The 13,425-nt window shown below is 63.2% G+C and carries 13 protein-coding genes; 11 read left to right on the plus strand and 2 right to left on the minus strand.

Annotated features, from left to right (window positions below; all coding sequences use genetic code 11):
* Positions 1–294 precede the first annotated feature (294 nt).
* A complete protein-coding gene (gene ku, locus ACM6UT_RS13965; protein ID WP_416797952.1) occupies positions 295–1,104 on the plus strand; it encodes a non-homologous end joining protein Ku in 810 nt (269 codons plus the stop codon).
* A gap of 49 nt (positions 1,105–1,153) precedes the next feature.
* On the opposite strand, the gene ligD is transcribed toward ku (ACM6UT_RS13965), so the two are convergent.
* Positions 1,154–3,658, minus strand: coding sequence for a DNA ligase D (gene ligD, locus ACM6UT_RS13970; RefSeq protein WP_416797953.1), 2,505 nt, complete (start codon positions 3,656–3,658; stop codon positions 1,154–1,156).
* 4 nt (positions 3,659–3,662) lie between these two features.
* Positions 3,663–4,505, minus strand: a complete 843-nt coding sequence (gene ku, locus ACM6UT_RS13975; protein WP_416797954.1) for a non-homologous end joining protein Ku — start codon at positions 4,503–4,505, stop codon at positions 3,663–3,665.
* Positions 4,506–4,897: 392 nt separating this feature from the next.
* Here ku (ACM6UT_RS13975) and ACM6UT_RS13980 point away from each other — a divergent pair, with 392 nt between their 5' ends.
* From ACM6UT_RS13980 to cheT, 10 genes are all read left to right on the plus strand, one after another.
* Positions 4,898–6,535 carry a globin-coupled sensor protein gene (locus ACM6UT_RS13980; RefSeq protein WP_416797955.1) on the plus strand — a complete coding sequence of 546 codons (1,638 nt, stop codon included), beginning with the start codon at positions 4,898–4,900 and terminating at the stop codon, positions 6,533–6,535.
* A 136-nt stretch (positions 6,536–6,671) separates the two neighbouring features.
* Positions 6,672–6,971 (plus strand): STAS domain-containing protein, encoded by a 300-nt coding sequence (locus tag ACM6UT_RS13985; protein WP_416797956.1) that lies wholly within the window; start codon positions 6,672–6,674, stop codon positions 6,969–6,971.
* Positions 6,968–7,333, plus strand: coding sequence for a chemotaxis response regulator CheY1 (gene cheY1 / locus ACM6UT_RS13990; protein ID WP_112688919.1), 366 nt, complete (start codon positions 6,968–6,970; stop codon positions 7,331–7,333). The genes ACM6UT_RS13985 and cheY1 overlap by 4 nt, the downstream gene beginning before the upstream one ends.
* Before the next feature lie 15 nt (positions 7,334–7,348).
* Entirely contained in the window at positions 7,349–9,589 is a 2,241-nt protein-coding gene (locus ACM6UT_RS13995; RefSeq protein WP_416797957.1) for a chemotaxis protein CheA, read from the plus strand.
* Between the two features lie 4 nt (positions 9,590–9,593).
* A complete protein-coding gene (locus tag ACM6UT_RS14000; protein WP_416797958.1) occupies positions 9,594–10,061 on the plus strand; it encodes a chemotaxis protein CheW in 468 nt (155 codons plus the stop codon).
* Positions 10,058–10,966: a protein-glutamate O-methyltransferase CheR gene (gene cheR, locus ACM6UT_RS14005; protein WP_416797959.1), complete on the plus strand. Its 909-nt coding sequence runs from the start codon at positions 10,058–10,060 to the stop codon at positions 10,964–10,966. Before ACM6UT_RS14000 ends, cheR begins: the two co-directional genes overlap by 4 nt.
* On the plus strand, positions 10,963–12,027 hold the full coding sequence (gene cheB, locus ACM6UT_RS14010) for a protein-glutamate O-methylesterase CheB (protein ID WP_416797960.1): 1,065 nt from the start codon (positions 10,963–10,965) through the stop codon (positions 12,025–12,027). The genes cheR and cheB overlap by 4 nt, the downstream gene beginning before the upstream one ends.
* Positions 12,014–12,403: a response regulator gene (locus ACM6UT_RS14015; protein WP_112688929.1), complete on the plus strand. Its 390-nt coding sequence runs from the start codon at positions 12,014–12,016 to the stop codon at positions 12,401–12,403. Before cheB ends, ACM6UT_RS14015 begins: the two co-directional genes overlap by 14 nt.
* A complete protein-coding gene (gene cheD / locus ACM6UT_RS14020; protein WP_416797961.1) occupies positions 12,400–12,954 on the plus strand; it encodes a chemoreceptor glutamine deamidase CheD in 555 nt (184 codons plus the stop codon). Before ACM6UT_RS14015 ends, cheD begins: the two co-directional genes overlap by 4 nt.
* Positions 12,955–12,996: 42 nt before the next feature.
* Positions 12,997–13,353 (plus strand): chemotaxis protein CheT, encoded by a 357-nt coding sequence (gene cheT, locus ACM6UT_RS14025; protein WP_416797962.1) that lies wholly within the window; start codon positions 12,997–12,999, stop codon positions 13,351–13,353.
* Positions 13,354–13,425 lie beyond the last annotated feature (72 nt).

The following is a 13,425-nucleotide window of genomic DNA, read 5'->3' on the forward strand; positions in this document are numbered from 1 at the left end:
AGACGATAATTCTTGCCTTCGGACTCGTATTCCTCGCCGCCTGTAGCGACGAAAGCAAAAAGTCGACGACGACCGAGCAGGCGCCTGCGACTGAGCAGACGGCTCCGGCTACACCGGCTACACCGGCTGCCCCTGCGGCCCCTGCCGACCAGACCACTCCGCCGCCATCGACCGGAACGGAAGGCCAGACCCAGGGACAGCAAACGCCCAGCAAGTAATGTCCTTCCTGTTTCTTGGAAAGACTGACTCCCGTCGCCTCCATCAGGGCGACGGGAACCTACGGAAGGGGATCACATGCCCCAGCAACGCGCTTTCTGGAAAGGCTACCTCAAGCTTTCGTTCGTGACCTGTCGGGTGACGATGACGCCGGCGGTCACCGCCTCGGCCAAGCTGCGTTTCCGGAATGTCGACCGTCGTACCGGCCACAAGGTCGTCAGCGAATACGTCGACGCTGAAAACGGCAAGCCAGTCGAGGAGGAGGATCAGCTGAAGGGCTTTCCGCGGGATGAGGGCGACTACGTCCTGTTCGAGGACGAAGAACTCGATGACGTCGCCCTCGAGAGTACACGGACCATCGACATCGAACAGTTCGTCCCGGCCTCCTCCATCGGCTGGATCTGGTATGACAAGCCGCACTACCTCGCACCCGCCGACAAGGTGAGTGGGGAAGCATTCTCCGTCATCCGCGAGGCAATGGCGAAGACCGGAACAGCCGGGATCGCTCGCCTCGTTCTTTATAGGCGGGAGCATCCCGTGCTTCTGCTCCCGCGGGGCAAGGGCATGATCGTCTGGACGCTGCGCTTCGGCGACGAAGTGCGCGATGCGGAGAACCTGTTCTCCGCCGCCGGCAAGGAGAAGCCGTCGGGGAAAACCCTGTCGATGATGCGCAAGGTGATCGCCGAGCGGACGGAAAAGTGGAGCCCCGAGATGGTGACCGACCCCGTGGAGGCACGTCTGCACGACATCATCCGTGCGCGTCGGAAGGGAAAAAAGAAAGCGCCGCAGCCGCAGAAGAGGGAGCCGACGCCGGAGAGCAACGTCATCGACATCATGAGCGCCCTGCGCAAGAGCCTCTCGTCCGAGCGCCGCTCCCCGCGCCGCTGACGCGCACGATCACCCGGCGGCGTCTTCTCCATCCGGGGCCGACGGGACCTTAGCGCCGGCGCGCCGGCTTTACGGGTTTGAGCACGGCCTCGGCGGCGCGGAAATCCTTCCATGGATCGGCAGAAAGCTGCGAGAGGCGCGCCGATGCATTGTTGACGGTGAAATGGGCCGGGCCGATGGCCGGCGTCAGTTCCTCCCAGTCGAGCGGCATCGACACGGGGGCGCCTTCGCGGGCACGGGAAGAATAGGGGGCGACGGCCGTGGCGCCTCGTCCGTTGCGCAGGTAATCGATCAGGATCTTGCCCTTGCGCTTCGCCTTGGAGACCGTCGCGACGTAGCTTTCCGGTGAATCCGCCGCCATGGCCTCCGCGACCGCCTTCATGGCAACCTTCACGTCGGGCCACCCGGTCTTCGGTTTCAGCGGTGCGACGATATGCAAGCCCTTGCCGCCCGACGTCTTGACAAAGCCAGTGAGCCCGATGTCGGCGAAGCGCGCGCGCACCTCTCGCGCCGCCTCGATAACGCGCTCCCAGGAGACGTCCGGAGCCGGATCAAGGTCCATATTGACCATGTCCGGCGTTTCCCACGCGTCGAGCGTCGACCCCCAGGGGTGGATTTCCAGAACTCCGCCCTGTACCAGCCCGAGCAGCCCATCGATATCCTCAATCGCGACGTAGTGCTCCTCGCCGCTTTCCTTCGGATCGTCGACCTGCCTGATCTCCTTGCGCATGCCTCGCCACGCATGTTTCTGGAAGAAGCAGGAGCCGGAGATGCCTTCCGGGCATCGCAGAAGCGCCAGCGGACGATGGACGATGAAAGGCGCCATAAAGGGCCAGACTTCCAGGTAGTAGTCGGCGAGGCCGGCCTTGGTGACGCCCGCCTCCGGCCAATAGATGCGGTCGGCATGGGTGAGCGCCACGCTGCGCTTCGGCGGCGTGTCTTTCGCGTCCACGACTGTCCTTTCTTGCACCACCTCGCGCGCCGCCTTGTCTTCCCGCAGACCGCGGAAGGAAGCATGCCGCAGACGGGCATCCGCCGTCCAGCCGCGGAACTCGATTTCGGCGACGAGCTCCGGCCGCACGAAGACGACGTCGTGGCGTTCCGTCGCGGAGAGACGCGCGGCGAAAGGCGAATCCTCCTGCTGGAGGGGTTTCAAGCTGCGGTAGAGCTGCTTGGCCACGGCGGCGCTGTAGCCGGTGCCGACGCGGCCGGCATGGGAGAGACGGCCGTTCTCGTCGTAGTGCCCCATGACCAGGGATCCGATCGCCCCTCGGCTGACCGAGGAGGGGACGTAGCCGCCGATCACAAGCTCCTGGCGCGCCGAGCACTTCGATTTGACCCAGTCGCGCCCGCGTCCCGACCGATAGGGTGCATCCGCACGCTTCGAGACGATGCCCTCCAGGCTGAGCCGGCAGGCATGACGCAGCACCATCTCGCCGCTCTCGGCGAAGTCTTCGCTGTAACGCAAGGTCCTGGCATCGGTAGGAACCACCTGCCGCAGCAGCGACTTGCGGTCCGTGAGTTTTGCGCCCCGGAGGTCCACGCCGTCGAGATAGAGGAGGTCGAAGAGATAGAGGAGAAAGCGGTCGGAGCGACCTTCGCTCAGATCAGCCTGGAGCTGCGAGAAGCTGCTTGCCCCGGCCTGGCCTTCGACCACTACCTCTCCGTCCAGGATCGCGCTTTTCACGGGAAGCGCCTCGAGCTCGGCGACGAGAGCCCGTCCGAAGCGGTCAGTCCAGTCGAGGCCGCTGCGTGTCAGCAGTCGCACCTTGCCGCCTTCGAGCCTCGCCTGCAGCCGATAGCCGTCGAACTTCACCTCATGCAGCCAGTGCTTGCCCTTCGGCGCCGCCTTGACCAGGGTTGCAAGCTCGGGATCGACGAAGTCGGGTATGGGGGCCTTCCGCGATCCCTTGACCGCTGCCGGATCGATCACCGTTTCTCCGGCCGCCTGCACGTCCTTTTCCTTGCCGCGCGCCTTCGATGGTTTCCCGGGCGGGTCTCCGGCATCATCGACGTCACGGCCGGAGACCACTGACAGCGGCTGCTCCTCGAGGATGTCCGGATCGCTTTCCTGGCGCGCGGCCTCGTCCTCGCCCTTGATGAGCAACCAGTTCTCGCGCTTTTCGTCGTTGGCGGCCATGCGGACGAGGTGCCATCGGCCGCTGAGCTTCTCCCCGTCGAGCTCGAATTCGAGGTGGCCCTTGCGATAGGCCTTGTGCATGTCGCCGAGCGGATGCCATGTCCCGCGGTCCCAGATGATGACATTGCCGGCGCCGTAATGCCCCTTCGGGATGCTGCCTTCGAACCCGCCATATTCGATCGGATGATCCTCGACATGAACGGCGAGTCGCTTCTCTCCCGGCACAAGGCTCGGGCCGCGGGTGACGGCCCAGCTCTTGAGGACGCCGTCCATCTCCAGGCGGAAGTCGTAATGCAGACGCCGGGCGGCATGCTTCTGGATCACGAAGCTGTTGCCGGAAGCGGCGTGCTCGCCACCGCGCGGCTCGGGAGATCCCTGGAAATTCCGTTTCTTGCGATAGGTCTGCAGGGACACGGGATCAACCTGCCTTTCTGCGCCGCCCGGCCTCGCGTCCGGTGGCTTTCGTCTTGCCGCGTTTCTCGCCCGCACCGGCCCCTGCACTGCGCCGCAACGCCTCCATCAGGTCGGTGACCTTCCCCGTCTCGACCTTTCGGAGCTTCTTCGGCTTGCGACCGGCGAGCTTCGTCTTGACGAGTTCGGCAACCGCCTGTTCGTAACGGTCGTCGAACTCGGAGGGCTCGAACCGTCCCATCTTCGTCTTGATGATGTGGCGAGCGAGATCGAGCATTTCTCCTGAAACACGGATGTCGGAAATCTCCTCGAAGATCTCCGTGTCGCTACGAACCTCATAGTCGAAATTGAGGGTGGTTGCGATCATGCCTTCCCCATGCGGGCGAACGAGCAGCGTCCGCACCCGCCGGAAGAGGACGGTCCGCGCGAGCCCGGCTACCTTCTTCTCCTCCATGGCTTCGCGGATGAGCGCATAGGCTTCCGCGGCATCCTCGTCGGCCGGAGCCACGAAATAGGGCCTTTCGAAGAAGGTCGTGTCGACGTCGTTGCAGGCGATGAAGGTCTGCATCTCCAGCCGCTTGTCGCTCTTCGGCACCACGGCCTTGACCTCCTCCGGATCGAGGATCACGAAGTCTCCGTCCGGCATCTCGTAGCCCTTTACGATATCCTCGTCCTCGACTGGCTTGCCGTTTTCGCTGTCGACAAACCGTCGGCGCACGCGGTGGCCGGTCTCACGATTAATGATATGGAAAGATATGCGCTCTCCTTCGGATGCCGCGCCGTGGAGCGTCACCGGGCAAATCAGTTCCCCGACCGAAAGAAGGCCTCTCCAGATCGCGCGCGCCGCCAAGACAAATCCTCCGTCTCGATAGGGGCGAAATGCAGGTTTGCGACTTTTTGTTCCTGCCGGAGCCGCATCTGTCCCGGGGTCGACGGGAAGGTGGTTTCCGCCGGAAGGATTTTGTTAACCTCAGAGCAACCAATTAACCATAAAGATTGGCCTATACGTCGGAATGGGATTCCGCCGGTCGTGAATCCCTTCGAGGCATGACGCCAGCCCGTCGTACCGGTCTCGGTCCGGTATGTCCTTTTCATTGAAGCAGTTCAGGGAACAGTCTTCGGTGGCTGCCGGGCGAGAGCCCGCTCTTCCGCGACGTGGCGTGAGTCCGCAGATACGCAAGACATCCCGAGACCATTTCAGTCCGTCCGGCTCCACGCCGGACTTCAGTGAGGAACATTGTCTTGGCGCAGGTTTCGCCGGCAGATCGGGCAGCGGGAGGGCAGGGCGGCAGCCTGCGCGACAGGCTGCGCTTTGCCGGGCTTGAACAGGCCGACTGCGAGCGTCTGAGGCGGCATCGCCCGCTCCTCGACGAAAGCGTCAAGAAGGGGCTTCGCGACGTTTTCCAGCGTTACCAGACATTTCCGGATGCGGCCCGAAATTTCACCAGCGAGCGGCAGCTCGAACGCTTGCATGATCTCCTTGCTTCCCACTGGGACGTTCTGACGGATGCCCGCTTCGACGGCCTCTACGCGGAACGCGTCAAGGTCCTCTCCGACAGCGAAAGCAAGATGGGGCTCGATCCCCGCTGGCACGTCGCCGGCCACGCCGTCGTGCTCGAACATCTGATCAGCGGCATTCTCGAGGAGATCGCAGGCTCGGGTTTCCTGCCGTCCGGACGCAAGCGTGCCCGTGAGCTCGCCGAGCTCGTCGACGCGCTCGTGCGTGTCGTCACGGTCGATGTCGAGATCGCCGTCTCGCTGCGCTTCAACGAATTGCGGCTTCGTCATCATCGCGAGCTCACCGAACTGCGCGAACGCGAGCGCGCCGATGTCGATGCGATTTTCGGCCCGACGATCCGGGCTTTCGCTGATCGGGACCTCGATCAGCGTGTCTCGGGCGAGGTGCCGGAAGCCTACGAGGGCTTGGCCCGTGACCTCAATACGGCCCTGGAGCAGGTGCAGGCGACGATGATCGCTTCGGAGGAGAGGGCGCGGGCAGCCGAGAGTGCACTCGCGTCGGTCGTGTCTGCCTCGTCCGACTTCGCCGGGCGTGCGGGACAGCATTCGGACGAACTGCGGGACGCGGGAGCGGCGCTCGGGGCGCTGCTGGACGAAGCCCGCACTACCGCCGAACAGACGAAGGCGGTGGAAACGGCGGTCGCCGCGGCCCGCCGCTCCGTCGACGGCAGCGGTGAAGTCGCAGGACGCGCGATTGCCGCGATGGCGGACATCGAGACATCGGCCGAACAGATCGGCCGCATCATTGGAGCAATCGACGAGATCGCCTTCCAGACCAATCTTCTCGCGCTCAATGCCGGGATCGAGGCGGCGCGTGCCGGCGACAGCGGACGCGGCTTTGCCGTCGTCGCCCAGGAGGTGCGTGCGCTTGCGCAACGCTCGGCGGACGCTGCTCGCGAGATCAAGACACTGGTCGCCACCACCAAGGCGCAGGTCGATGCGGGCGTGAAGATCGTCGCCCATACGCAGGACGCCATCGGCAGCATCGCCGGCGAAGTCGGCGGGATCAGCGAAACGGTTGGGGAGATCGCTCGCCGGTCGGCCGCGCAGGCGGACGGTCTTCACGGCCTTGCGGGCGACGTCTCCGGTCTCGTCGGCGAGGTGGACGCCAGCGCCGAGCTCGCCCGTCGTTCGAGCGAGGGCGCGGATGATCTGCACAACTTGATCGTCGAACTCGGACGAACGGTCCGCGAATTCCACTACGAGCGTCGGCGCCGCAGCCCGGCGATCGTTTCCGAGGAGAGATGCAGGCCAACGGACGGCATTGCGTCGCGCCGCCCGGCGGCGAACAACGAAATCGAGGACGCGGACGGTGCACTCGGGCTCGATGTCCCGATGCAGATCGGCGGCTGGGGAGGTTGAGGGGATTGTTTACCACCTTCCATTACACAAGGGGAATTCGGACGGGCGAAAGGGCCTGCGGGGTGCCGTTTCCGGCACTTGTCAGCGGACCTCCCAGGCGGGACATCGTCGGCTCTGAAAGACGAGGAAAGAACTGATGGCAACACGGAAAGGCGCAAACAAGAGCTTGAAGCTGGCCGAGGTGCTGGACCTCAACGAGGCTTCGGCGCTGAAGAGCAGTCTGATGGACCTGCGCGGCAGCGGGCTCGACATCGATGCATCGCAAGTCAAGCGCGTCGGAGCGCAGTGCGTGCAGGTGCTGATGGCAGGAGCGAATGCCTGGGATGCCGACAAGAAGCCTTTCACGTTCGTGAAGGCGTCGGAGGCCTTCCTGAAGACCCTTCAACTGATTGGCGTGAATGCAGATCACCTGCTCGCTGGGGAGATTCGGCAATGAAGAAGAAAGTACTGACGGTGGATGACTCCAGGACCATCCGCAACATGCTGCTCGTGACGCTCAACAATGCCGGTTTCGAAACCGTGCAGGCGGAAGACGGCGTCGAAGGCCTCGAAATCCTGGAAGAGGCCAACCCCGACGTGATCGTCACCGATATCAACATGCCGCGCCTTGACGGCTTCGGCTTCATCGAGGGCGTCCGTCGCAATGAGAAATATCGTGCGGTGCCGATCCTGGTGCTCACGACCGAAAGCGACGCGGAGAAGAAGAACCGTGCACGTCAGGCCGGAGCTACCGGCTGGATCGTGAAGCCGTTCGATCCCACCAAGCTGATCGATGCGATTGAACGTGTAACTGCCTAAGCGGGAATTCCTCCGATGGATATGAACGAAATCAAAGAGATCTTCTTCCAGGAATGCGAGGAGCAACTCGCGGAACTGGAGTCCGGTCTTCTCAAGATGAACGACGGGGACCGCGACCCGGAAACGGTGAATGCCGTGTTCCGGGCCGTGCACTCGATCAAGGGCGGCGCGGGCGCATTCGGCCTTGACGACCTCGTGTCCTTCGCTCACGTCTTCGAGACCACTCTCGATTGCGTTCGATCCAACAGGCTCGAGCCGACGCACGACGTGCTGAAGGTGATGCTGCGGGCCGCCGACGTGCTTGCCGATCTCACCAACGCAGCCCGCGACGGCGGCAGCGTTGACGGTGCGCGTAGCGCCGGCCTCGTCCGCGAACTCGAAGCCCTGGCCAATGGCGAAGCACCGCCTGCTGCGGCCCCGGTCGCCGCGCCGGCAGCAACTCCGGCACCTGCTGCCGTGGCGTCGACCGACGACAGCGGATTCCAGCCGATCCCGTTCTCCTTCGACGCCTTCGACGACGAACCGGCAGTCCCGCGCTTCGCCATCACGTTCAAACCGCGGCGCGGTCTCTACTCCAAGGGCAACGACGCGGCCTTGTTGTTGCGCGATCTCTCTCGCCTCGGCGAAATGAGCATTCGTTGCGACATGGATGCCCTTCCGTCACTCGATGAAATGGATCCGGAAGAGGCCTATTTCAGCTGGAACATCGAGCTGTCGACCGACAAGGGCGAGGACGCGATCCGGACCGTCTTCGAATTTGCCGAATGGGACTGCGATCTCGAGGTGAAGGCCCTGACAGAAGAGGCTGCCCCGACGGGTGAAGAGCCCCCGATGGTTCCGGTTCCCTTCGATCTCTCGCTGCTGGACGAAGGCGGCGCCTCGGAGACGAACGCTCCCGGGGGGGATGCGGGCGCGGCCGTTGCCGCAGCAGAAACCGCCTCCAACGTCATGCGATTGGCAGGCGCTGCGGCCCGGCAGGAGAAGAAGGAAACCGCGGCCGCCGCACCCGCCGCAGCCGCGGCTGCGAACGCGGCGCAGAATGCTGCAGCAGGGCAGACGATCCGCGTCGACCTCGACCGCGTCGACCGCCTCATCAACCTGGTCGGCGAGCTCGTCATCAACCAGGCCATGCTCTCGCAGAGCGTGATCGAGAACGATGCCAACGGCAACTCCACCATCAACATGGGTCTCGAAGAGCTGCAGCAGCTCACCCGTGAGATCCAGGACTCGGTCATGGCGATCCGCGCGCAGCCGGTAAAACCGGTCTTCCAGCGGATGTCGCGTATCGTCCGCGAAGTCGCCGACATGGTCGGCAAACAGATCCGCCTGATCACCGAAGGGGAGAACACCGAGGTCGACAAGACGGTCATCGACAAGCTTGCCGAGCCCCTGACCCACATGATCCGCAATGCCGTCGACCACGGCATCGAGACGCCGGAAAAGCGCATTGCCGCCGGCAAGAATGCGGAAGGTACGGTCAAGCTGACCGCGAAGCATCGTTCCGGCCGTATCGTCATCGAACTGGTGGACGACGGCGCCGGCATCAACCGCGAGCGCGTTCGCCAGAAGGCCATCGACAACGATCTGATCGCCGCCGATGCCAACCTCTCCGACGAGGAAATCGACAACCTGATCTTCATGCCGGGCTTCTCGACCGCGGACAAGATCTCCGACATTTCCGGCCGCGGCGTCGGCATGGACGTCGTGAAGCGCTCGATCCAGGCTCTCGGAGGCCGTATCTCCATCAGCTCGAAGCCGGGCCATGGATCCACCTTCACCATGAGTCTGCCGCTGACGCTGGCCGTCCTCGACGGCATGGTCGTAACGGTTGCCGGTCAGACGCTGGTGGTGCCGCTGACGGCGATCGTCGAGACGCTGCAGCCAGAGGCGCAGAACATTCATTCCTTCGGCTCCAACCAGCGCCTCATTTCCATCCGCAACAGCTTCTGCCCTTTGGTGGACGTCGGTCGCATCCTGAACTTCCGTGCCACACAGGCCAATCCGGTCGAAGGCGTTGCCCTTCTGGTGGAATCGGAAGGCGGCGGTCAGCGCGCACTGATGGTCGATGCCATCCAGGGACAGCGTCAGGTCGTCATCAAGTCTCTCGAGGCGAACTACACGCACGTTCCGGGCATCGCCGCAGCCACCATCCTCGGTGACGGCCGGGTCGCACTCATCCTTGACGTCGACGCCGTCGTCGCCGCTTCCCGCGGCCAATCCCTCAAGCCGGAAATGTCTTTAGCAGTCGCGGGTTAGTTTCATGTCGCATGCGATCAAGAATCTCGTCCAGGGTAGCCGGGAGCTCATTGCCTTCCGCATCGGGGATCAGGAATTTTGCGTAGACATCATGTCGGTTCGGGAGATCCGTGGCTGGACGCAGGCCACGTCGCTCCCGCATGCGCCGCCCTTCGTCATGGGCGTCATCAACCTGCGCGGCGCTGTGCTGCCGATCGTCGATCTTTCATTCCGGCTCGGCCTCGGGCAGGCGGAACCGACGGCACGGCATGTCATCATCGTCGCCCAGGTCCGCGATAAAACGGTCGGGCTGCTGGTCGAAGCCGTCTCCGACATCCTGACCGTCACGGACGAGAACATTCAGCCGACGCCGGAGATCTCGACCGATCAAGAGAAGCAGTACGCTCGCGGAATTCTCGCGATCGAGAAGCGCATGATCTGCCTGATCGAGCTGGAAGGCCTCTTCCCGGAAACCGAAAGCGAGGCTGCATGATTCCCGCGAGTGCCGCATTCCACAGACCGTCCGACGACGAGATTCTCGCCAGCGGAGAGTATCCGTTGACCCGGCGTGACCTGAACGAGATCGCTGCGATGATCTATGCCGATGCCGGGATCGCGCTCAACGATTCGAAGGCATCGCTCGTCTACTCGCGTCTGTCGAAGCACATCCGCAATCTCGGTCTTGGTGGCTTCCGCGAGTATTGCACGTTGGTGTCCTCTCCCGAGGGCGCGCACGAGCGGCGGGAGATGCTGTCGCACCTGACGACCAACTTCACCCGGTTCTTCCGCGAGAACCACCATTTCGAGCATCTGCGTGACGAGGTTCTGCCGGGCCTGATAGCGCGCGCCAAGGCGGGCGGCCGCGTCCGCATCTGGTCGGCTGCGAGCTCGGACGGCCAGGAGCCCTATTCGATCGCCCTCACAGTGTTTCAGGCCTTCCCGAACGTGCTCGACTACGACTTCAAGATCCTCGCGACCGATATCGATCCGAAGATCCTCGCGATCGCCCGTCAGGGCGCCTACGACGAGCAGGCTTTGGAGACCGTTTCGCCGAACATACGCAAGCAGTGGTTCAAGGAGGTTGAAGTCGGCGGACGTCGCAAGTTCCAGGTGGACGAGCGCCTGAAGCGCCTGATCACCTACAACGAACTAAACCTGATGTCCCAGTGGCCTTTCAAGGGCAAGTTCGACGTCATCTTCTGCCGCAACGTTGTGATCTATTTCGACGAACCGACGCAGATGCGCATATGGTCGCGCTTCGCCGATCTCCTGCCGGAGGGAGGATATCTCTATATCGGCCACTCCGAACGCGTTTCCGGCGATGCCAAGGCCTATTTCGACAATACCGGCATCACCACCTATCGCTTCATCGGAAAGACGGGAGGGCGCAAGCTGTGAGTGCACCCGCGCGCGTTCTCGTCGTCGACGACAGCCCGACCATGCGGGGGCTGATCAGCGCGATCCTCAATTCCGATCCGGATGTCGATGTTGTCGGCCAGGCCGGGGACGCCATGGAGGCGCGCGCCGCCATCAAGCAACTCAATCCGGACGTGGTCACGCTCGACATCGAGATGCCGAACATGAACGGCCTCGAATTCCTGGAAAAGATCATGACGCTCCGGCCGATGCCGGTGATCATGGTTTCGACCATGACCCACCGGGGCGCGGAAGCCACTCTTGCCGCTCTGGAGATCGGGGCCTTCGATTGCGTCGGCAAGCCGATGCCGGGTGAGGCCAATCCCTTTGGCGACCTGGCGGAGAAGGTGAAGGCCGCCGCCCGTTCGCAGCATCGCTACAATCGGGCGCCGCGGAGCGAACCGCCTGCGAGCCGTTCGGTTCCGACGACGGATTTCCGGGTCGGCCGCAAGATCGTCGCGATCGGTTCGTCGACCGGCGGCGTCGAGGCGCTGATCACCGTCCTCCAGAAGTTTCCGCGCAATTGTCCGCCGACCGTCATCACGCAGCACATGCCGCCGAGCTTCACCAAGAGCTTCGCCGAGCGGCTGAATCGTCTCTGCGAGCCCGTGGTCGAAGAGGCGACGGATGGCGCCCGGCTCGAGATCGGCAAGGTTTATCTCGCTCCGGGCGGCGAACGCCACCTGCAGGTGGCCAATGTCGCCGCCCCCTGCTGCCGCCTGGTGGAGCGGCCGCCGGTCAACGGTCATCGGCCCTCCGTCGACGTCCTGTTCGATTCGGTCGCCGAGCTCGCCGGCCGCAGTGCGGTCGGCGTCATCCTGACCGGAATGGGCCGTGACGGAGCCGCGGGCCTCCTCAAGATGCGCCATGCGGGCGCACGCACGATCGGGCAGGACGAAAAATCCTGCGTCGTCTACGGCATGCCGAGGGTCGCCCACGAACTCGGTGCCGTCGAACGCCAACTGCCGCTTGCGGCCATCGGCGAAGAAATTCTCAAACTTACTGCTGCCCGGAAAGAAGGTATCGAACATGTCACTAGCTGAGAAAATCAAAGTTCTGATCGTCGACGATCAGGTAACGAGCCGCTTGCTGTTGAGCGATGCCCTGACGCAGCTCGGTTTCAAGCAGATCACGGCCGCCGGCGACGGTGAACAGGGAATGAAGATCATGGAGCAGCAGCCCCATCATCTCGTCATTTCCGACTTCAACATGCCGAAGATGGATGGCCTTGGCCTGCTGCACGCGGTGCGCAGCAATCCGAATACCAAGAAGGCGGCGTTCATCATCCTGACGGCCCAGGGCGACCGTGCGCTTGTTCAGAAGGCTGCTCAACTCGGCGCGAACAACGTTCTCGCCAAGCCTTTTACCATCGAGAAGATGAAGGCTGCGATCGAGGCGGTCTTCGGAGCCCTGAAATGACAGACGACAGTGCAGCTAGGCGCGTTCACATTATTCAAGGCGAATACAAGGTCGTATCCGAGCCGAATATCGTGCTCTCTACCATTCTTGGTTCGTGCGTAGCTGCATGTCTGCGGGATCCGTTTGCAGGCGTTGGGGGAATGAACCACTTCCTGCTGCCGGGTTCGGCGACACCGGGGGCGGGAGGCGGTGATGCCACCCGTTATGGTGTTCATCTGATGGAACTTCTCATCAACGGTCTGCTGAAACAGGGCGCGCGGCGCGATCGCATCGAGGCAAAGGTCTTCGGGGGTGCGAAGACCATTGCGACGTTTTCGAATGTCGGCGAACAGAACGCGGCCTTTGCCATGCAGTTCCTGAAGGACGAAGGTATCAAGGTCGTCGGCTCCTCTACGGGCGGGGAGCACGGCCGCAAGCTCGAATTCTGGCCGTTAAGCGGAAGAGCCAGGCAGTATCCGCTGACCGGCGCCGAGACCCAGAGGACCGTCGCTCTCGAGCAGAAGCCGGTCTTCACGCCGAAGGCCGTGGAGAGCTCTATCGAATTTTTCTGAATATCACTGACACGAAAAAAGGAATACAGGGGGATAAAGATCGTGGAAGAAGCACTGCCGCAAGTCCTGATGCGGGTCGTTACCGAACTGCACGACGTGGCGTATCTCATCGAACGCATAGAACCGCAGCTTCTGGAACTCGGCGGCGCACAGGTGCTCGAGCATCCGGACGCGCTCAAGGTCTTGCAGGGGATTGATCTCGCGGTTCAAAAGACCCGCGGGCTCGCCGAGTTCATCGACACGATCACGGGTTCGATTCCTGACGGGTGGGTCATCGACATGACGACGGCGCTCAGTCTGGTGAAGCTCGCCGAAATGCAGAAGGCGCTCGGAGCGGGCATTCGTCACGGTCACTCGCAGCCTCTCGGCAAGGCGGCGGGGGACTTCGACTTTTTCTGAGGTCCACGCGGCGATTGGTCGCCGCCCGACATGTCGGCGATCTGGCAGGCCGCTCCTTTGTGAGCGGCCTTT

This window comes from Ciceribacter azotifigens (assembly GCF_048159625.1).
Classification (GTDB): domain Bacteria; phylum Pseudomonadota; class Alphaproteobacteria; order Rhizobiales; family Rhizobiaceae; genus Allorhizobium; species Allorhizobium azotifigens.